The organism is Thioalkalivibrio sp. ALJ2, assembly GCF_000378325.1.
Classification (GTDB): domain Bacteria; phylum Pseudomonadota; class Gammaproteobacteria; order Ectothiorhodospirales; family Ectothiorhodospiraceae; genus Thioalkalivibrio.
On record NZ_KB899556.1, the window covers coordinates 33,755 to 53,070 of the forward strand.

Here is a 19,316-nt window from a genome sequence, read left to right on the forward strand (position 1 = left end):
CACCGACGCATGGCTGAACACACCAACAATCCCTCCGGATCGTCGCCGGAAGACGGTGGTGACAACCACCACCATCAGCCCGGCATCGCCGGTCGCATGGCGGCCGCGTTTATCCATTCGCCGCTGTCGCCATTGCTGCTGCTGGCCAGTATCGCGATCGGGATCCTCGGGCTCATCGTCACGCCGCGACAGGAAGACCCGCAGATCTCGGTGCCGATGGTCGACATCATGGTGACCTATCCCGGCGTGCCGTCGGAGCAGGTAGCCAGCCTGGTCGCCCGGCCGCTGGAGCGCCTGATGAGCGAGCTTTCGGGCGTGGACAACGTGTACTCCGTCTCTCACCGGGGCGAGGCGATGGTCACCGTGCAGTTCGACGTCGGCGAGGATATGGAATCGTCGATCGTCAAGGTGCATGACAAGCTGCTGGCCCATCGCGATCTGACCCCTCCCGGGGCCAGCGAGCCACTGGTTCGGGCCAAGGGTGCGGATGACGTGCCGATCGTGAACCTGACCTTCTGGTCGCACGAGGTGGACGATGCATTGCTGCGGCAGATTGCGCTGGAGGCCAAACAGCAGCTGAATGAGGTCCCCGATACCAGCCAGAGCTTTGTCGTCAGCGGTCGCAAAGAGACGCTTCGGGTAGAGGTGCAGCCCGATCGCCTGACCGGGTTCGGGGTGAGCCTGGATCAGGTCGAGCAAGCGATCCAGGCGGCCAATCTGGAAGACACCGCTGGACGCATCGAGAGCGGCGGCCTCAGCACGCCGGTGTATACGGGGCGCTTTTTCACCGGGGCACAGGACCTGGAAAGACTGCTGGTGGCGGTGGACGACGGGCAGCCGGTCTACCTGCGCGACGTGGCCGAGGTGATCTACGGCCCGGGCGAGGTTGATCAGTTCGTGCGCCACTACTCCGGCGCCGCCGCCGCGGACCCGGATGCAGCGGCGAATGGTGCTGCCGCTGTGACGCTCGCGATTGCGAAGAAGCCAGGCAGTAACGGGGTAACGGTGGCGAACGGCGTACTGGAGCGCCTCGAGCAGCTCAAGGGCGACACCATCCCCGACAACGTCGAGGTCGCCGTCTCGCGCGATTATGGCAAGACCGCCAACGACAAGGTCAACGAGCTGATCTTCAAGCTCTTCATCGCGACGTTTGCGGTGACCATCCTGGTGGGGCTTTTCCTCGGGGTGCGTGCGGCCATCGTGGTGCTGGTGGTCATCCCCGTGGTCATCCTGTTCACGGTCTTCAGTGCATGGGTGCTGGGATACACCATCGACCGCGTAAGCCTGTTTGCCCTGATCTTTGCCATCGGGATCCTGGTCGACGATGCCATCGTGGTGGTGGAAAACATCTATCGCCGCTGGCTGATGAAACGCGGGATCGATGCCGAGACCTCGGTTGATGCGGTCCGCGAGGTGGGCAATCCCACGATTCTGGCCACGTTTACCGTAATCGCAGCGCTTCTGCCCATGGGCTTCGTGTCCGGAATGATGGGCCCGTACATGCAGCCGATCCCGGTGCTGGGGTCGGTGGCGATGCTGTTCTCTCTGGTGGCCGCGTTTGTCTTTACCCCCTGGCTGACTCAACGGCTGCGACCCAGCATGGGCTATCTCGCCAAGGCGACGGAGAAGGAGCACCGCCAGGCCGAACGACTGGGTGGGTTCTTTCGCTGGGCGATCCCCGGGCTGGCCGATCACCGCTGGCGCGGCTACGCGTTTCTGATCGGGATTGTGTTGGTGTTTTTCCTGGTCGTCAGCCTGTTCTTCACCACTGACGTGCGCGTGAAGATGCTGCCGCTGGACAACAAGCCCGAGTTCCAGGTGATGGTCAACTTCCCGGAGGGGACGGCGCTGACCGAGACCGCCACGCTGAGCGAGGAAATGGCCGGTGTGCTGCGCGGCTTCGACGAAGTCACCGGCGTGCAAAGCTACGTCGGGACTGCTTCGCCGTTCAACTTTAACGGTCTTGTGCGGCACTACTACCTGAGGGACAAGCCCTGGCAGGGCGATCTGCAGGTGCAGCTGGTGGACAAAGGAGATCGCCGCCGCTCCAGCCACGAGATCGCCACGGAGGCGCGCGAGCGGCTCGCACCGCTCGCGGCAGCCGCGGGTGCTCGCATCCAGGTGGTCGAGATGCCGCCGGGCCCCCCGGTGCTCCAGTCGGTGGTCGCCGAGGTCTACGGGCCGGATGCCAGTACGCGGCGGACGGTTGCCCGCGATCTGGAGCAGATGTTCGCCGGTGCCGAGCACATCGACGACGTGGACACCTTCCTGCAGGCGCCGCACAACGTTTGGCACTTCGAAGTCGACCGAGACAAGGCGCTGCGTCGCGGTGTGACGGTGGAGGCGGTCAACCGCACCCTGCAGACCGCGCTCGACGGTCGGATCGTGGGCGACGTGAAAGCCCAGTCCCTGGTCGAGCCACACCTGATCCAGCTGCGGCTGCCACACGAACAGCGGGTAGACGTGCGGCAGATGGAGCTGCTCCCGGTAGCGTCGCGCAATGGTGATCTGATCCCGCTGGTCGAGCTGGGTGGCTTCGTCCAGCGCCCGCAGGACGAGCCGATCTACCACAAGAACCTGCGCCCGGTGGAGTATGTGACGGGCGAGGTCGTGGGGCGCCTGGCTGCGCCGGTGTACGGCATGCTCGAGGTCCAGCAGCAGCTCGCGGACTACACGGCACCGGACGGCAGCGAAGTGCAGCCGCACTGGATCGGGCCCCCAGCCAACGACGGATCGGTGGCATTCGAGTGGGGCGGCGAGTGGACGGTCACCTACGAGACTTTCCGCGATATGGGCATCGCCTTCGCGATCGCGCTGATCCTGATCTACATGCTGGTCGTCTGGGAGTTCGGCAACTTTGTTTTGCCGGGCATCATCATGGCGCCGATCCCGTTGACGCTGATCGGGATCATCCCCGGCCATTGGCTGCTCAACGCTGAGTTCACGGCGACCTCGATGATCGGGTTTATCGCCCTCGCGGGGATCATCGTGCGCAACTCCATACTGCTGGTGGACTTCGGCCGTCAGGCCGTCGATCAGGGCCATGACGTGCGCGAGGCCATGATCATGGCCTGCCAGGCCCGTACGCGCCCGATCATCATCACCGCCTTCGCGCTTCTGGCCGGGTCCAGCGTGATCTTGTTCGATCCCATCTTCCAGGGCATGGCGATCTCGCTGATGTTCGGCACCGTGGTGGCCACGCTGCTGACCCTGCTAGTGATCCCGCTGGGCTGTATATCCGGTCGGCGGGCTTTCTGTCCCTCAACGGTCGATGCCGACGGTGGTAACGCCGCGTATTCCGCCGGCCCTGGGCAGGCGCCCCTGGGTTCGGGTCAGCAGAAGGACCTGTTTGGTCCGCGCGATGGTGGTCCGGTTACTCAGGCGGTCCAGTTGGCCGGCCTGTATCTGAAGAGCCTCGTGCTGGCATTCCTCGAAGGGATGCGGGACCTGGCGCTGGCGATCTTCCGCCTGCTGCGTAACTGGTGGCGCGGGGGCGGTGGGCCGGGGGGCCCGAGTGGCGGCGCGGGTCCGCAACCGGGTGGTTCCGGTTCTGGCCCGCAGGGCTCGGGCCCGGCCCACACATCGGGTGGGTCGACCGTCGAAGCCCCCAATGGGGCCGATTCCTCCGTCGGTCCGGAACACCCCGAGGCCCCCGCGGAACCACCGCCGAAATCCAGTCGCACGAAGTCGAAGAACGAGGACACCTCCCCCGCTGCGAAAGCGCAGTCAGGTTCCGGGCAGGGTTCTTCCCGGCGTACGAGCGCCGCGCCGGCCACAAAGCAGAAAACAGTGCGCAAGACCAGTACGAAACCGACGCAAGCGGGGAAGAGCGGTGGCCGGTCTGCAAAGACCTCTTCCAGGTCCTCGTCCAGCCGGTCCGGTACTACGGCCTCCGGCCAGCCGGCGGGCAAGACCCCATCCAGTTCCGAGTCCAGCAAGAAGAAGGCGACCAGCCAGTCGTCCGCATCAGAAGGAGGCAAGACCTCCAGTACGGCGGGCCGTTCGAGCGGTGCGCGCAAGGGTACAGGGGGCAGCAGTGGCGGATCCGCCAAAGGCCGCGGGCGACGCGGGATCCGTCTGAAATGAACGATCTCGATTCTCTATTCAATCTGGAGGTACGCAATGAAGAAAACATTTGAAAAACCGTTGATCACGGGGCTGACCGGACTCGCCATGGCCACGGCCCTGGCGTTGGGTGCGGCCCAGGCCGACGACTATGCCAATGACCAGGACGGCGCCAGTGGCCAGATGGCCCAGCAGGGCGCACCCATGGGTCCCTATGGCCACGGGCCTCAGGGCGGACACGGCTGGGGCGGTCATCCCGGCGGCGGGATGATGCAGCAGCGGCAGTTCTCCGGCGACATGGGCTTCGGCATGTCCGGTCGCAGTCATGGTCACGGCTATGGCCGCGGCTACGGCCAGGGTCATGGACAGGGTTATGGCCACGGCTACGGCCAGGGCTATCCGGGCTACGGGCCGGGATACGGACACGGCTACGGACACGGCTACGGCCCGCAGCCGCAATACGGCATGCCGGGCCCGATGCACGGGCCGGGATATGGCTCCATGCCCGAGTTCGATCCGGATGACCTGCCCGAGGACATGCCGGAAGAAATGCGCGAGCGCATCAAGAAGCAGCACGCCGAGCGCCAGGAGTACATGGAAGAGATGCAGGCCATGCACGAAGCCCGAATGAAAGCCATGGAAAAGGGCCGCGAGGCGTACATGGAAGAGATGGAACGCCAGCGCGAAAAACGCATGGAGGCCATGCGCGAGCGCCGCGAGGCTATGGAAGAGCAGGGCGGCTACTGAGCGACCGATGGTGAACGCCGTGCACATCGGTTCATGCGCTCGCGGGCTGGCAGCCGGAAGGGGCAAGCCTGTCCTCGGGCTGCTCGTGGCCGTCGTTCTGGCCTGGGGGGTCTCCGGTGCCAGTGTCGAGGCGCGCGAGCGTGTGAACCCCTGGGCCGGCGTGGCGCCGGCGCCGGAGTTCCCAGCCGCGGAGGCGGCGCAGCCCAGGTTGCAGTTCCCGGACCCGGACTACGACCCCACCAGAACTCGGGAGCGTGCCGACGTGCTGGCACCACGGACTCACCCCGGTCAACCCCAATGGGGTTACCACGGACATGGAGGTCCGTATTCCGGGTATCCGGGCCCTTACGGGGCGTACCCCGGACCTTTCGGGCCCGGTGGATGGGGAGGCCCAGCTGGTGGGCCATTCCCCTGGATGATGCCGTGGGGTATGGGCGGGTTTCCGTTCACACCCTGAGGGCATAAGTAAAGCGCCGGTGCGGGACCGCCCTCTTCGTCCCGGCGTCACGAATATCGAGGGCAACACACTCCAAATGGAGGGAACACCATGAAGACTTTCATTAAAGCAGCCGTTCTTGCGGTTTCCATGGGCGGCCTGGCCGTTCCGATGATGGCATCTGCCCAGTGGGGCGGGCCCGGTTATGGCCCGGGTTACGGCTATGGTCCTGGTCCTGGGCATTTCGGCCCGGGGCACTACGGCCCGGGTTACGGCACGCCGTTCTTCGGCGGCCCGGGCTACGGCCGTGGCTGGGGCATGGGCGACATGATGAGCGACATGATGGGCGACTTTGACTTCTCCGCCCGCGGTCGCGGTCACGGCCATGGCTATGGTCACGGTCACGGCCGCGGTCATGGCTATGGTCACGGGCATGGTTATGGCCCGGGTTACTACGGCCATCCTGGCTACGGCTGGGGCCCGGGCTATGGCGGCCCGATGCAGCAGCAGATGCCGCAGCAAATGCCGCAGCAGCAGATGCCGCAGGGCGAGGGTGACCGCAACTGAGGTTGCCGGTCATCCGTGGGGCCCGTCCACCAGGGGCGGGCCCATTTTTCCCCAGGCAACACGCTGAACCGCGGGAGTATGCATGCGCACCGTCGTAGCCAATCTGAAAGGCGGTACGGGCAAGAGCACCGTTACCTTCAATCTCGCACTCTGGCTGCTCGAGCAGGGGCGCTCGGTATGCACGGTTGATCTGGATCCCCAGGGGACCCTTACCGATGTCCTGGAGGTTCGCGAGGAAGAGGGCTACATACCTGCGCTGGAGCATGCAACTTCGCTCAAGGCGGTTGCGGAACAGGGTCAGCAGGCTTGGCAGGAGATCCTCGTCGATGTGGGTGCATCCGACATGGGGTCCTTGTTCGAGGCTTTGGAGAGTGCGGATCGCTTGTTGATCCCCGTCCCCCCGAGTCAGGCCGATGTCTGGTCCACCCAGCGTTTCGTGCGCCGGGTACAGGAGTCACACCAGACGGACGGACGTCCGCAAATCCTGGTGTTCATTAACCGAGCGGATACGCACCAGGCGGTCCGTGAAACCGACGAGACCTTTGACGCACTGGGGCAGATCCCGGGCGTGAAACGACTCGCTCCCCGATTGAAACAACGCATGGCGTTTCGTCGTTCGTTCAGCGAAGGACTGTCCGTGCGCGAATTGGAACCCCGTGGCAAGGCTTCACGGGAACTGGAGGCCCTGGCGATCGCGTTATTCGGCAAGCCCGGGCGGCGGCGCCGGAAGTAGAGCCGGACGACCAACAGTGCAAGCGAGACCGCGAATACGAACAACAAGACGCGCCGCTCTCACAACAAGCCTGACAAGGCACCAAAGGAGGATAGAGGCATGCGAGTGATCTGGAATGTACTGGCCATTATCGGCCTGCTGGCCGTGATCGCTGTCGGCTATGCGATCTACGTTCTTCAACCCTACGCCGGGGGCGCTCGGGCCCTCGATTCACAGGCCACGACGGTCTACGCGCGCATGGCGCGCACGGTGCTGGAAACCGGCGATATGGCCGAGGCCACGGTATACAAGAGAAAGGTCGAAGAAGGCCTGGACGTTGGCGAGGTGGAAGACACGCTGAGGATGGTCGCCAACGAACTGAATATTGCCAACGTTGGCGAAATGCCGATGAGCGAGGAGGTGCGTAACGTTACTGGTGAAGACTTCCCGTTCCTGAAGATCTACATGTTCTGCGACGCGAGAATCGCCGCGCAGATGGTGCGGCACAGCCAGGCCATGGCGGCCTATCTCCCCTGCCGCATCGTGCTCCAGGAAGACGAAGAGGGCCAGCTCTGGCTGATGACGCTGAACCTCGATCCGATGATCCACGGTGGCCGGCCGTTGCCGGAAGAACTCTACGAACAGGCGCTGTTTGTCCAAGAGTCGCTCGAGACCATCATCGATCGCGCCGCACGGGGTGAGTTCTGATGGCGACTGAGGACCCCTATGCGAGAACGTCCCATGGGCCCGGCGTTGATCCGCCGGAGTACGAACGTATTGCGGAGGAGGCGGATGAGGCCTATCTGAGGGCCCGACGACTGGAGCTTGTCGTGTACTCGGCCCTGACGGCCTTCATCATCCTGGCGATTTACGGGTTCTGGCTGATCACCAGTCTCACCAACGACGTCAGCCGGCTGACCGAGGAGATTAGCAAGATGACGCGTGTGGTCGATCGCGATCTCTCCGTGATCGCGGGGCACATGTCGGATGTAGACGAACGAATGCAGCAGATCGCCGCCAGCATGGAACGGGTGGACAGCCATGTCGGGACCATCAGCGAGGACACCGCGGCGATGCAGCTCAGCATTGCCTCGATGACGCGCGATACCGAGCTGATGGCCGCCTCCACGTCCGGCATGCAGCGGGACATGTGGAACCTGAACCGAAACGTGGGCGGACCGATGGGCACGATGAACATGTTCAACCCGTTTCAGGGTGGCGGGCCCCCGGGGCCCTGGATGCCCCACTGACCGACCGGCTTCCAGGGAGCCGAGGAGAAAACAATGACCGTGATGGCCTGGGTTCTTTTTGTACTGGCGATGGTGATGGTCCCCATATCCATCTGGGGCACGCTGGCGGCCCTCGGCTTGTGCGTGGGCTGCACCATGATCCGCGACTGGAATCGAACGCGCCGCGCGAAAGCGGACGGGGGCAACCGAGGACCCATGTAGGCGAGGGTCTGCTTTTTACGAAATCGAAGGAAGTCTCTTATGAGCGAACAGAAGAAGCTGGCGATTATCGCCACCAAGGGCAGTCTGGACTGGGGTTATCCCCCGTTCATCCTGGCCTCGACGGCGGCCGCGCTCGGCTATGAAGTGGAAGTGTTCTTCACCTTTTACGGGCTGCAGCTGCTGCGCAAGAAGATGGACCTGCAGGTCACGTCGCTGGGCAACCCGGGGATGCCGATGCCCATGCCCATGCCGGTGATGCTCCAGGGGCTGCCGGGCATGCAGCGCATGATGACGACCATGATGAAAAAGAAGATGGCCGCGAAGGGGGTCTCCGATCTCGAGGACCTGCGCGAGATGTGTCTGGAGGCCGACGTGCGCATGATCGCGTGCCAGATGACCGTAGACCTCTTCGACATGGACACCGACGAGTTCATCGACGGACTGGAATACGCGGGTGCGGCGGCTTTTTTTGAGTTCGCCGGGGACTCCGATATCTGCCTGTTCATATGACAATCTCCCGCGGAAACATCGTCTTTCATTCTGAAGAAGTAATGGATGTATATATTCGAACGTTTGGGAGTGCTGTTGCAAAAGCGTTGCAACAACGATGCGATCTGCAACGCCTGTCCGCTTCCACATAACCTGTAACTCACGGATTAAGAGTTGTTTATTAAGCTGGCGTGAAGTTTGCTGTCGGCCCCAAGGACAAGGCCGAGACCCTTGGCCCGCGAATTCATCACCGCGAATGGACCCCCTGCCATTGAAGCGTTGGTGGCACCCTCCCTCCTGGAGAGGGGCGTGCAGCGTTCGTGCGGAAACAAGGGTCAGTGGCCGGCTTGAGTTTTGCGGACAAGCCGGCTGTCGGAAGGAAGCATGTTGTCCGGCCAGGATGCCGGCGGTTCCGCTGCGAACCGGCAACATGATTGTTCTCCGTCGCTTGGGTCGGGTATGCATGCCCGACCCTTTTTTGGCGGGGTGTTCAGGGAATGTCCGGTCCCTGTGAGTGCAGGGACAGAGGCCGGATAAGGAATGTCAGACCATTCAACCCGGGGCCAACACCGGGATCGAGGAGGAAGGCAGCCCCAGAAGGCGGCCGACAAAGTGGCTATTCACATCAAGTGGAGGAGTTTGTTCAATGATGACGCGTACATACATGGCGGGGTTTGCGGCCTCGCTGCTGATGGCCGCCGCGGTGCCCGGCACTGTGCTGGCGGATAACGACGAAGTGACTCGAGGGCAGCTAATGGCGGCGTCGTGCAAGGCATGTCACAACGCCGCGGGTGCCGAAGAAGGCGTACCGGATCTCGCTCGTCTGTCACCGGAGTTGATTGCCAATCAGATGCGGGCATTCCGTGATGGCGATCGTGACGCGACGATCATGGATCGTCACGCCAAGGGTTACACCGACGAAGAAATCGACGCCATGGCGTCGTACTTCGCCCGATTCTGAACAGGGGGTCCATCATGCAACAGTTCAATCGACGCCGCTTCTTGCAGGCGTTCGGCATTACGAGTCTGGCTTCCGTCACAGGGGTCAGTGGCGCGATCGCCGGTGGTTATTCCAATGGCGCACGTATCGTCGTGGTCGGCGGCGGTTCGGGTGGGGCTACGGCCGCCAAGTACCTGAAGACGTTTTCTCCGGGGCTGGACGTGACCCTTATCGAGCCCAATTCGACCTACCACACCTGTTACGGCAGTAACTGGGTGATCGCGGGGTTCGAGGACATGGACAATATCGCCCAGACGTACGACGCCCTGCGTGACCGGCACGGGATCAAGGTCGTCGCGGACTCGGTGACGGCTGTGGATGCGGACAAGCGTCGCGTCCATCTGGCCGGAGGCGACGAGGTCAAGTACGACAAGCTGGTGATGTCGCCGGGTATCGACTTTCGCTATGACGCGGTCGAAGGGATTTCCGAAGACGACGCCGAGGCGATCCCGCACGCCTGGAAGGCCGGGGAGCAGACCCGCATCTTGCGTTCGCAACTGACCGACATGCCGGATGGCGGCGTGTTCGTGATGGTCGCCCCACCAAACCCGTTCCGCTGCCCGCCGGGGCCGTACGAACGTGTCTCGCTGATCGCACATTACTTCAAACAGGAAAAGCCCAAATCCAAGATCATCGTGCTCGACGCCAAGGACAACTTCTCCAAGCAGGGCCTGTTCGAGGAAGGCTGGGAAGAGCACTACGGCGACATGATCGAGTGGCGTGGTGCGTCCGACGGTGGCAACGTCCAGGAGATCGACGTTGGCGAGAAGATGGCGATCACCGAAGAGGGCTTCGAGCGGGTGAAGGCCGACGTGATGAACTTCATACCGCATCAGCATGCGGCGAAGATTGCCCACGATGTCGGCCTGACCAATGACGAGGGCTGGGTCCCGGTGGATCAGCGCACCTTCAAGTCGGAGATGGACGGCAACATCTACGTACTGGGGGATTCGAGCGTGGCCGGTGCCATGCCGAAGTCCGGTCATTCGGCCAACAACCAGGGCAAGATCGTCGCCGCGGCGATCGTGCGCGAACTGATGGATCAGGAGCCCTTCGATCCCTCGTCCGCCAACACCTGCTACAGCCTGATCACGCCCGATCATGGGGTCAGTGTTGCGGCTGTGTATCAATACAAGGATGGAGCTCAGGCGGGTGTGGACGGTTCAGGGGGCGTGAGTCCCTCCGGCGAGAGCGCGGATTTCAGGAAGCGGGAAGCCGAATACACCCGAGGTTGGTACAAGGGCATCACCTACGACATCTGGGGCTAGCCCGCCTCGGCTGTTCGATTGCGCCGGGCATCCCCTTGACGGGGTGTCCGGCTTTTTTGTGCTTGCGGTTTCGGCTACGCGTTCGCCAGGGGATCTTCAGCTCCAGCTCCAGCTCCAGGGGCGTCCGGAGATCGACCCGCCAATTTCGGTGCTTTGAACCGTGCCAGATGGTTCCAGGGGAGCTCGTCACGTGACTGGCTGCTGGCTGGCCTGGCCTGGCCTGGCCTGGCCTGGCGGGGCGGGAAAGGTGCCCGTGCTGATCAGGTGCGGCGCAGGCGGTCCTCTTCGCGGCTGCGGCGCTCCAGCCAGCGGCTGCCTTCCTCGGGGCCTAACAGTGTGGCCGCCAGGGCGATCAAGGCGAACACGGTCGCCGGTGCGACGGCCCCGGCCAAACCCAGGATGTAGGCGGCATAGGCGGTGGGTACGGCGACGGCCACCGCCAGTACGACCACGCCCGGATAGGCCATGCGGTAGAGCCAGCGCGGATCGACCGAGAGGGCCAGCACCGCGACTGAGCCCAGCAGGCCGAGCAGGATCCAGCCCGCCGCCGCGGCTTCAAGCTCCGCGGCCAGCAGGGCGATCGCCAGCACCAGGCCCAGGGCGACGTGCCGCAGGCGGGTAGAGGCCTTTGGTGTGATCAGCGCATCCATCCAGCAGGGACGGAGGCCGGGGATGGAGTCGGGAGCGGGGGCAGTGGTCTGGTACATGAGGGGCTGTTTGCTTGGTCGGCCGGGCCGCCGCGTTCATCCGGCGGTTCGGTTTCTTGGGGCTTCCTGCAAATGAAAAAGGGCACCCGGATCTGGATGCCCTCTCTCTGAAATATGGCGCGCCCGGAAGGATAGCGGCGGCGCTGCGCGCCTGGCCCTTTCGGGTGTCGGCCCGTGTCCGACACGTTCCTCGCTGCGCTCGGGATCGAACCAACGAATTTATCGGAGGTTCGAGTCCTTTGAGATCGGACAAATGAAAAAGGGCCACCCGATGTGGGGGCCCTTTCTCTGGAATATGGCGCGCCCGGAAGGATTCGAACCTCCGACCACCTGGTTCGTAGCCAGGTACTCTATCCAGCTGAGCTACGGGCGCATCGACTGAAGGCGCGCATTATCGCGATTGGTCCCGAGGGATGCAAGCGCCATGAGCGATTTGCCTCAGTCGCGCGGGATGGGATGGTAGGGCGTGGAGCGCACCCGGTCGTGTTCGTGCATGCGGTAGTGGACGAATTCGTCCTGGTCGTGGAAGTGCAGAAACGGGTTGCCCTCGTCCTGTTCCGCCAGGGTGGATTCGGCCTTCTCCGCATAGTTGTGGCCCGGGTGGATGCAGGTATGCGCCGGGAGCCCCTCGCGCAGCCCGTTCAGCGTATGGAACATCTGCTCGGGGTCGCCCCCGGACAGGTCGCAGCGGCCGCAGCCGAACACAAACAGCGTGTCACCGGTAATCAGGTCGTCGCCGGCCGGCATGTGGAAGCAGGCGGAGCCGGGGGTGTGGCCGGGCGTGTGCAGGAAGCGGATTTCGGTATCGCCCAGCTTCATCGTGTCGCCGCCGTGGTGGAGTTCAGGGCGCTCCAGCTCCTTGCCCCAGAACTCGGCCTCGGGCTTGAGGATATGCAGTCGGGCATTGGGGTACTGCTCCAGGATCGCCTCGACGCCGTTGATGTGGTCGTGGTGGCTGTGGGTCAGCAGGATGTCGGAGATGGTCACGTCCTGCTCGCGCGCCTGGTTGAGGATCGCGTCCGGCTCCCAGGCCGGGTCCACCACCGCCGCGCGGCGGCTCGCCATGTCCTCGATCAGGTAGACGAAGTTCTCCATCGGCCCGAGTTCCTGGCGGTGGATGCGGTAGGGCAGGTCGTTGCGGTCCATTGCGGCCTCCATTGAGTCGTTTCCAGTTTGGTAGGGTCCGTTCATTACTGGTTCCATCGTCCGCAGGGAAGGAGAGAGATGCAAAATTCCGAAGAGTCGTCGACCGTTAACGCCGCCCTGGATGCGGAGGCCGACTGGGAGTCCCGCTATCAGGAGGGCTCCACGCGCTGGGATCGCGGTGGCCCCAGCCCGTCGCTGGAAGCGTGGCTGGCGATCACCGATCTGGCGAAAGGCGCACGGATCGTGGTGCCGGGCTGCGGTTTCGGACACGAGGTCCCGGCCCTGGCCCGCCACGGATATTACCCGATCGGTCTGGATGTGGCGCCCACGCCAGTGCGGCATCTGCGCGAACAGCTGGAGCGGGAGGGGCTGGAGGCGGAGGTCGTCCAGGCCGACATGCTGGCATGGCAGCCGGAGACGCCGGTGGATGGCGTCTACGAGCAGACCTCCCTGTGCGCGATCCCGCCCGAGCAGTGGCCCGCCTACGAGCAGCAGCTGCATGCCTGGCTGCGTCCGGACGGCGAGCTGTTCGCGTGCTTCATGCAGACCGGGCGCGAGGGCGGGCCGCCGTTTCACTGCGAGATGGCGGACATGCGGGCGTTGTTCCCGGACAATCGCTGGGAGTGGCGCAACGACGCCGGGCGGACCGAACACACCAATGGCAAGTTCGAGTTGCTTCATCGCCTGATTCGGCGTTGAATCGGGTAAAGGGCACACCCGTGCCCCGAGTCGGGACCCATGGGTCCCGGCCGGATACCGCGTGAAGTGCCGCGGCAAGGGGGATACTCATGCTTAACTCTATGCCGGAGGGAATGGAGCAGGTTCGCGCGCTGTTGCTGGACCTCTCCGGTGTGCTGTACGTGGGCGGCGAGGCCCTCCCGGGCGCCATCGAGGCCGTGCAGCGGGCACAGGCCGCCGGGCTCCCGATCCGTCTGATCACCAACACCACGCGCGAGCCACGCGCGGCTCGAGTCCGAGTCCCGCAGCCCGCTGCTGCTGGTGCACCCGGCGCTGGAACCCGAGTTCGAGGGCGTGCCCACGGGCGATCCGGATGTGGTTGTGCTGGGGGATATGGGCGCCGCGTTCGACTACGCCGTGCTCAACCGCGCGTTTCGGGTGTTGATGGAGGGCGCACCGCTGTGGGTGATGGGGACCAACCGCTATTTTCGCGAGGCGGATGGCCTGTCGCTGGATATCGGCCCGTTCGTGCGTGCGCTGGAGTACGCCGCCGATCTGAAGGCCGAGAACTTCGGCAAGCCGGATGCCCGGCTGTTCCATGCGGCGATTGCGGATCTGGATCTGCCACCGGAGCAGGTGCTGATGGTGGGCGACGATGTGTCGGGGGATGTGGACGGCGCACGCGCCGCGGGTCTGACCGCCTGTCTGGTGCGCACCGGCAAGTATCAGGACGGCGACGAACAGCGGGCACAACACCGCGGTGCCGGCCTGGCGGATCGCCTGGCCGACATCGTGGATGCGCTATTGAGTTGACGTAACCGTGCGCCGGCCGTTGTTGACCGGCGCACGGGTCCTGGCGGGGATCAGGCCGAGCGGCGCTTGACCGACAGGGTGCCGTCACCGCGGCTGGCGTTGGCCTTGCGGCCCGGCGCCTTGCGCGGCTTTCCGGCGGCCGCATAGGCCGGGCGCTTGCCGTTGGCCGGGGCCGGGCCACGCCGCTTGGCGGCCGGCTTGCCGGGGCCGTGGGGCTTGCGCGCAGCCGGGGCGTGGCGCTCGGTCGCACGCGAGTCGCGAGTCGGGACAGAGCGCGCCATTTCCAGGCGACGGTTGGCGATATGGATATTGCCCAGGCGGCGCACCGCGGCCTCGTCCAGCGCGGCCGGCAGGTCCACATGGCTGTGGTCGTCCTGCAGGCCGATCCGGCCGATGTCGCGGCCGTTCAGGCCACCCTCGTTGGCCAGCGCCCCGACAATGGCGCCGGGGGCGATGCCGTGGTTACGCCCGACCGGCATGTAGTAGCGCACCATGTCCGCTTCCGGCCCGCGGTCCTTGCCGCGGCTGGGGCGGGGGGCGCGGTCACGGTTGCGATCCGCACGATGACTGTCGCGTTCGGGGCGGCTGGCGGCCGCCGTCACGGGATCGTGCGCGTTGGGCGTGCCATCCAGCGGCGTGCCCTGGGTCGCCAGGGCGAGCAGGGCGCGGGCGAGATCGCGTTCGCCCATCTGGCCGTTGGCCAGCAGCCGGTCCAGCAGGGCGTCGAGCTGCGGCGACGCTTCGCCGGCCAGCTCGGCCTGCAGACGCTCGGCCAGGCGCTCCTCGCGGCGGGCGATCACGGCGGCGCGATCCGGGACCTTCTGCTCGCGCACGGGCTTGCCGGTCAGGCGTTCGATATCGCGTAGCATGCGCCGCTTGCGCGGCTCCAGGAACAGGATCGCGCGGCCCTTGCGCCCGGCGCGGCCGGTACGGCCGATGCGGTGCACGTACACCTCGGCATCGCCCGGGGCGTCGTAGTTGAAGACATGGGTGATGCGCGGGACGTCGATGCCGCGGGCGGCCACGTCGGTGGCCACGATCACGTCCAGATGACCATCGCGCAGGTCGGCGACCACGCGCTCGCGTTCGCCCTGTTCCATGTCGCCATTGAGCGGGGAGGACTGCACGCCCTGTGCGTTCAGGGCCTCGGCGATCTCGGCGGTGGCGGCCTTGGTACGGGCGAATACGATCGCCGCGTCCAGTTCCGGCTCCACCTCGATCATCCGGCCCAGGGCCTCGGTCTTGTGGCGCTGGTCCACCAGGCAGTAGCTCTGATCGATGTCGGTGCCGGCCTCGTTGCCCGCGCCAATGCGGATCTCCTGCGGCTCGCGCATGTGGCGGTGCGCGATGCGGCGAATCGGCGCCGGCATGGTCGCGGAGAACAGCGTGGTCTGGCGTTCGGCCGGGGTCTGTTCGAGGATCCATTCGATCTCCTCGACAAAGCCCATGCGCAGCATCTCGTCCGCCTCGTCCAGCACCACCATGCTCAGCGCATCCAGTGTCAGCGTGCCGCGCTTGATGTGGTCGACCACGCGGCCGGGCGTTCCGACCACGACCTGCGCACCATCGCGCAGGGCGCGGATCTGCACGCCCATGGGCTGTCCGCCGTAGACCGGCAGGATCTCGAGCCCGTCGATACTGGCTGCGAAGCCCTCCAGGGCGGTGGCGACCTGGCCGGCCAGCTCGCGGGTCGGCGCCAGGATCAGCGCCTGCACGCGACGCTGCGCGGGATCGATCGAGTCGATCAGCGGCAGGCCGAAGGCGCCGGTCTTGCCGGTGCCGGTCTGGGCCTCGCCCAGCACGTCGTCGCCGGCCAGCAGGGCCGGGATACACGCGGCCTGGACCGGGGTCGGGGTGGTAAAGCCCAGTTGCAACAGGGCACGGGCCAACGACTCGGAAAGGCCGAGTTCGGCGAAGGAGGGGGATTCGGACATTTCAGGGGGTACTCGGGCGGGCCGGAACAAGGCCCGGCGAAAATCGGATGAATCTACTCAGCGCGCATCATACACGAATTGCGAAACGAAATACGTCTGCGCATATGCAATAAAACTCTTGCCCGCGAACAAACGCGGGCATTACGAGGGCTTGGGGTCTGCTACTTCCCCAGCCCGGTCAGTCGCGCCGGCTCCAGGATCTCGATCCAGTAGCCGTCCACGTCCTTCACGAAGGCGATGTCCTTCAGCCCGCCTTCGTCCGGGCGCTTCACGAACTCGACATCGTTCTCGTCGAACCAGTGCACGGCCGCGTCCAGGTCGGGTACCGAGAAGCAGATGTGGCCGAAGCCCTGCGGCTCCTCGTTGCCGTCGTGGTAGTGGAAGTCGGCGTCCTTTTCGGTGCCGTAGTTGTAGGTCAGCTCCAGGATGCCGCGCTGGCTGAACATCCAGCGGGTGGCCTCCCCGCCATCCTTGGGCGGGTGCGGCTCGTCCTCGCCGATTTGCGCCAGGAAGTAGAGCGTGAACTCGAACTCCGGGAAGTCCAGCGTCTTGACCAGCTGCATGCCGAACACCCGCTGGTAGAAGTCCAGCGCCTTCTGCGGATCCTTCACGCGCAGCATGGTGTGGTTCAAGCGAAAGCCTGCGGTGGGATTGTCGCTCATGGTGCGTCCTTGTATCGGCTAAAGGGGGGTGTCCCGGAAGACTGGAACACAGGGGCCGAGGTTCCCTCAAGTACCACCATCGCGTCGTCCGCGATCCCCCGTCACTGCGAGGAGGCGCAGCCGACGCGGCAGTCTGCCGAGTCAGCCCCAACGTCGGTGCCTGCGTTGGGAGATCGCTTCGCTCGGCTCGCGATGACGGCTGTGTGGACGCGCCGGGCTTGCCCACCCCCGTCACTGCGAGGAGGCGCAGCCGACGCGGCAGCCTGTCGGGTCTGCCCCAGCATCGGTGCCTGCGTTGGGAGATCGCTTCGCTCGGCTCGCGATGCCGGCTGTGTGGACGCGCCGGGCTTACCCACCCCCGTCACTGCGAGGAGGCGCAGCCGACGCGGCAGCCTGCCGAGTCAGCCCCAACGTTGGTGCCTGCGTTGGGAGATCGCTTCGCTCGGCTCGCGATGACGGGCTGTGTGGACGCGCCGGGCTTGCCCACCCCCGTCACTGCGAGGAGGCGCAGCCGACGCGGCAGTCTGTCGGGTCTGCCCCAACGTTGGTGCCTGCGTTGGGAGATCGCTTCGCTCGGCTCGCGATGACGGGGGTTGAGCGCGTTCCGTTCGGCTATGGCTACTGCCGGCAGAACGGCCCGAACTGGTAGAAGCGGCGGCAGCGGAACTCGGACTCGCAGCTTTGCAACTGGGAGTCGTAGCGGTTGGCGCGCTGGGCGACCTGGCGCGCGGCCGCCTGGACCTGCGGTTTACTGCGGTAACTGCCGCGGTTATAGCCGCCCTGGCCCTCGTGATAGGCGAGGTAGAGGTGCTCGGGGTTGTTCAATGAGACCCCGGTGATGCGCTGGGTGCGTGCGTTGTACCAGCCGATAAAGTCGGTCGCGTGCTTCATGTGCGTGCGCCGTGCCATCCGGCTGCCGGCATCCTCGCGGTATTCGCCCCAGACCGGGTCCTGCGCCTGGGCATAGCCGTAGGCAGAGGAGGGCCGGCGCCACGGGATGACACCGAGCAGGCGTTCGCGATCCGGGCGCACATGGCTGCGGAACGAGGACTCCTGCTGGATGAACGACATCTGCGTGGCGATGGGCGTGCCCCATTCGCGTTCGGAGTCGCGGGCGTAGTCGTACCAGCGCGGCTGCTCGCGGAAGATCTCGCAGATATTGCTCTGATCCGACGGCGGCGATGGCGCCAGCGTCGCACAGCCCGCCGTGATTGCGGCCAGCGCCAGCAGCAGGCCCGCGCGCAGCCCATTGAGCGCCATGGCCCGCCAGTCCCCCTGATATGCCTTGCACACCCCAAATCTCCCGTTCGGTTCCCCAATGGCCGGGAGTATAAAGCACCCCCAACGGGGGCCAAGGGCGCGCCGGGTGACGTGCCCGGTTTCGGAGGCTGCCCCGGCCCCTGCGGCGCCTCGCAGTGACGCGCATACGGTTCCCCGGCCATCCAACATCCCGTCATTGCGAGCATCGCGAAGCAATCGCCCAATGCAGTCCTCGGCGCCGGGATACCCCCAACCGACTGCCACGTCGGCTGCGCCTCCTCGCAGTGACGGGGGCGGGGGCTGTGGCAGTGGCCTGTGGGAGCGGGCTTGCCCGCGGAGCCTCTGCCCGCGTCGGAACTGGGTAAAAGCCATTCGCGGGCAAGCCCGCTCCCACAAGGGGCTTGGGCCACACTTGTGCTACGGGGTGGTGTTCCAGTCAGGGTCGAGTGGGCTCAGGGCAGGATCGACCCGCCAGGGCCCGGGTACTTCGGGCGCGTGCGCGATCTCGCGGATGCGTGCGATGAACTCGCGCCGGGGGAGGGTGATGGCGCCGAGGTTGCGCAGGTGCTCGGTCTCCATCTGCACGTCCACCAGGGGCCAGCCCCAGGCGACGAGGTGGCGGCACAGCCAGGCCAGCGCGATCTTGGAGGCATCACGCTCACGCGAGAACATCGATTCGCCGCAGAACAGCCGACCCACGGCGACGCCATAGAGCCCGCCGATCAGGCGCGGGCCGTCCCAGACCTCCACCGAATGCGCGTGCCCCGTGCGGTGCATCGCGATGTAGGCCTGTTGCATGCTCCCGGTGATCCAGGTGCCCGCGGCGTACTCGCGCGGCCCGGCGCAGGCCTCGATCACCGCCTCGAAGGCGCGATCGAAGCTGACCGTGTAGCCGCGATTGCGGATCGCCTTTTTCAGGCTGCGGTGCATCCGGAAGTGTCCCGGTTCCAGCACCGCGCGCGGGTCCGGGCTCCACCACAGGATCGGCTGCCCGGCCTCGAACCAGGGGAACACGCCGGAGCGATAGGCGTTCAGCAGCCGCGGCACGGAAAGATCGCCGCCGGCCGCGAGCAGGCCATTCGGGTCGCGCAGGGCATGCCCCGGGTCGGGGAACGGCGCCTCCGGGTGCTCGGGGTCCAGCCAGGGCAGCGTGATCTGCGGGCCGCCGGTCATGGGGTGGCGCTCCATCGGCCAGAGCGCTGGCCTCCTACCGGTTGGGTCCGGCGTGCGGGGTGATGTAGGAGCGCAGCCCCCTGCGCGATCGGGCGTGGGGATAGGCCCCATCGGCCAGGGGGCTGGCCTCCTACAGGTTGGGTCGGGCGTGCGGGATGTTGTAGGAGCGCAGCCCCCTGCGCGATCGGGCGAGGGGATAGGCCCCATC

17 protein-coding genes, 1 tRNA gene and 1 pseudogene are annotated in these 19,316 nt (G+C 65.5%); 12 read left to right on the plus strand and 7 right to left on the minus strand.

Annotation, left to right across the window (positions count from 1 at the left end):
- Positions 1–9 precede the first annotated feature (9 nt).
- From F468_RS0107435 to F468_RS0107480, 10 genes are all read left to right on the plus strand, one after another.
- The gene (locus F468_RS0107435; RefSeq protein ID WP_018994864.1) at positions 10–4,086 is read left to right on the plus strand and encodes an efflux RND transporter permease subunit; all 4,077 of its coding nucleotides are present in this window, start codon (positions 10–12) and stop codon (positions 4,084–4,086) included.
- Positions 4,087–4,122: 36 nt separating this feature from the next.
- Positions 4,123–4,812, plus strand: coding sequence for a hypothetical protein (locus F468_RS0107440; RefSeq protein WP_018137709.1), 690 nt, complete (start codon positions 4,123–4,125; stop codon positions 4,810–4,812).
- Between the two features lie 586 nt (positions 4,813–5,398).
- Positions 5,399–5,815, plus strand: coding sequence for a sulfur globule family protein (locus F468_RS0107445; protein WP_018994865.1), 417 nt, complete (start codon positions 5,399–5,401; stop codon positions 5,813–5,815).
- A gap of 82 nt (positions 5,816–5,897) precedes the next feature.
- The gene (locus F468_RS0107450) at positions 5,898–6,548 is read left to right on the plus strand and encodes a division plane positioning ATPase MipZ (RefSeq protein ID WP_018137711.1); all 651 of its coding nucleotides are present in this window, start codon (positions 5,898–5,900) and stop codon (positions 6,546–6,548) included.
- A 99-nt stretch (positions 6,549–6,647) separates the two neighbouring features.
- Positions 6,648–7,235 (plus strand): DUF302 domain-containing protein, encoded by a 588-nt coding sequence (locus tag F468_RS0107455; RefSeq protein WP_018137712.1) that lies wholly within the window; start codon positions 6,648–6,650, stop codon positions 7,233–7,235.
- A complete protein-coding gene (locus tag F468_RS0107460) occupies positions 7,235–7,777 on the plus strand; it encodes a methyl-accepting chemotaxis protein (RefSeq protein WP_018137713.1) in 543 nt (180 codons plus the stop codon). The genes F468_RS0107455 and F468_RS0107460 overlap by 1 nt, the downstream gene beginning before the upstream one ends.
- Before the next feature lie 33 nt (positions 7,778–7,810).
- The gene (locus F468_RS14580) at positions 7,811–7,978 is read left to right on the plus strand and encodes a hypothetical protein (protein WP_018994866.1); all 168 of its coding nucleotides are present in this window, start codon (positions 7,811–7,813) and stop codon (positions 7,976–7,978) included.
- 39 nt (positions 7,979–8,017) lie between these two features.
- Positions 8,018–8,488 (plus strand): DsrE/DsrF/DrsH-like family protein, encoded by a 471-nt coding sequence (locus F468_RS0107470; protein WP_018994867.1) that lies wholly within the window; start codon positions 8,018–8,020, stop codon positions 8,486–8,488.
- Between the two features lie 625 nt (positions 8,489–9,113).
- Positions 9,114–9,428: a c-type cytochrome gene (locus F468_RS0107475; RefSeq protein ID WP_018137716.1), complete on the plus strand. Its 315-nt coding sequence runs from the start codon at positions 9,114–9,116 to the stop codon at positions 9,426–9,428.
- Positions 9,429–9,442: 14 nt separating this feature from the next.
- A complete protein-coding gene (locus tag F468_RS0107480) occupies positions 9,443–10,735 on the plus strand; it encodes an NAD(P)/FAD-dependent oxidoreductase (RefSeq protein WP_018994868.1) in 1,293 nt (430 codons plus the stop codon).
- 260 nt (positions 10,736–10,995) lie between these two features.
- Here the strand turns inward: F468_RS0107480 and F468_RS0107485 are convergent, their stop codons facing one another.
- The 3 genes from F468_RS0107485 to F468_RS0107495 all read right to left on the minus strand — a co-directional run bounded on the left by F468_RS0107485 (position 10,996) and on the right by F468_RS0107495 (position 12,588).
- Entirely contained in the window at positions 10,996–11,385 is a 390-nt protein-coding gene (locus F468_RS0107485; RefSeq protein WP_018174391.1) for a hypothetical protein, read from the minus strand.
- A gap of 353 nt (positions 11,386–11,738) precedes the next feature.
- Positions 11,739–11,815: transfer RNA gene (locus F468_RS0107490), tRNA-Arg, on the minus strand.
- 65 nt (positions 11,816–11,880) lie between these two features.
- Positions 11,881–12,588 (minus strand): MBL fold metallo-hydrolase, encoded by a 708-nt coding sequence (locus F468_RS0107495; RefSeq protein ID WP_026296510.1) that lies wholly within the window; start codon positions 12,586–12,588, stop codon positions 11,881–11,883.
- Between the two features lie 78 nt (positions 12,589–12,666).
- Between F468_RS0107495 and F468_RS0107500 the strand changes: the two genes are divergently transcribed.
- Both F468_RS0107500 and F468_RS13745 read left to right on the plus strand, forming a co-directional pair.
- Complete coding sequence (locus tag F468_RS0107500; RefSeq protein ID WP_018994870.1) at positions 12,667–13,287, plus strand: methyltransferase domain-containing protein; 621 nt, start codon at positions 12,667–12,669, stop codon at positions 13,285–13,287.
- 113 nt (positions 13,288–13,400) lie between these two features.
- Positions 13,401–14,079: pseudogene (locus F468_RS13745) on the plus strand (HAD-IA family hydrolase).
- 50 nt (positions 14,080–14,129) lie between these two features.
- Here the strand turns inward: F468_RS13745 and F468_RS0107510 are convergent.
- From F468_RS0107510 to aat, 4 genes are all read right to left on the minus strand, one after another.
- Positions 14,130–16,013: a DEAD/DEAH box helicase gene (locus tag F468_RS0107510; protein WP_018994872.1), complete on the minus strand. Its 1,884-nt coding sequence runs from the start codon at positions 16,011–16,013 to the stop codon at positions 14,130–14,132.
- Between the two features lie 161 nt (positions 16,014–16,174).
- Positions 16,175–16,675, minus strand: a complete 501-nt coding sequence (gene gloA / locus F468_RS0107515; protein WP_018174057.1) for a lactoylglutathione lyase — start codon at positions 16,673–16,675, stop codon at positions 16,175–16,177.
- A 618-nt stretch (positions 16,676–17,293) separates the two neighbouring features.
- Complete coding sequence (locus tag F468_RS0107520; RefSeq protein WP_020146619.1) at positions 17,294–17,968, minus strand: hypothetical protein; 675 nt, start codon at positions 17,966–17,968, stop codon at positions 17,294–17,296.
- Between the two features lie 384 nt (positions 17,969–18,352).
- A complete protein-coding gene (aat, locus tag F468_RS0107525; protein ID WP_018994874.1) occupies positions 18,353–19,108 on the minus strand; it encodes a leucyl/phenylalanyl-tRNA--protein transferase in 756 nt (251 codons plus the stop codon).
- Between the last annotated feature and the right edge of the window lie 208 nt (positions 19,109–19,316).

Bases quoted from the DNA above. Each gene is read 5' to 3' on its own strand.
- F468_RS0107435 (WP_018994864.1), top strand. From the start codon at position 10: ATGGCTGAACACACCAACAATCCCTCCGGATCGTCGCCGGAAGACGGT.
- F468_RS0107440 (WP_018137709.1), top strand. From the start codon at position 4,123: ATGAAGAAAACATTTGAAAAACCGTTGATCACGGGGCTGACCGGACTC.
- F468_RS0107445 (WP_018994865.1), top strand. From the start codon at position 5,399: ATGGGCGGCCTGGCCGTTCCGATGATGGCATCTGCCCAGTGGGGCGGG.
- F468_RS0107450 (WP_018137711.1), top strand. From the start codon at position 5,898: ATGCGCACCGTCGTAGCCAATCTGAAAGGCGGTACGGGCAAGAGCACC.
- F468_RS0107455 (WP_018137712.1), top strand. From the start codon at position 6,648: ATGCGAGTGATCTGGAATGTACTGGCCATTATCGGCCTGCTGGCCGTG.
- F468_RS0107460 (WP_018137713.1), top strand. From the start codon at position 7,235: ATGGCGACTGAGGACCCCTATGCGAGAACGTCCCATGGGCCCGGCGTT.
- F468_RS14580 (WP_018994866.1), top strand. From the start codon at position 7,811: ATGACCGTGATGGCCTGGGTTCTTTTTGTACTGGCGATGGTGATGGTC.
- F468_RS0107470 (WP_018994867.1), top strand. From the start codon at position 8,018: ATGAGCGAACAGAAGAAGCTGGCGATTATCGCCACCAAGGGCAGTCTG.
- F468_RS0107475 (WP_018137716.1), top strand. From the start codon at position 9,114: ATGATGACGCGTACATACATGGCGGGGTTTGCGGCCTCGCTGCTGATG.
- F468_RS0107480 (WP_018994868.1), top strand. From the start codon at position 9,443: ATGCAACAGTTCAATCGACGCCGCTTCTTGCAGGCGTTCGGCATTACG.
- F468_RS0107485 (WP_018174391.1), bottom strand. From the start codon at position 11,385: ATGGATGCGCTGATCACACCAAAGGCCTCTACCCGCCTGCGGCACGTC.
- F468_RS0107495 (WP_026296510.1), bottom strand. From the start codon at position 12,588: ATGGACCGCAACGACCTGCCCTACCGCATCCACCGCCAGGAACTCGGG.
- F468_RS0107500 (WP_018994870.1), top strand. From the start codon at position 12,667: ATGCAAAATTCCGAAGAGTCGTCGACCGTTAACGCCGCCCTGGATGCG.
- F468_RS0107510 (WP_018994872.1), bottom strand. From the start codon at position 16,013: ATGTCCGAATCCCCCTCCTTCGCCGAACTCGGCCTTTCCGAGTCGTTG.
- gloA (WP_018174057.1), bottom strand. From the start codon at position 16,675: ATGAGCGACAATCCCACCGCAGGCTTTCGCTTGAACCACACCATGCTG.
- aat (WP_018994874.1), bottom strand. From the start codon at position 19,108: ATGACCGGCGGCCCGCAGATCACGCTGCCCTGGCTGGACCCCGAGCAC.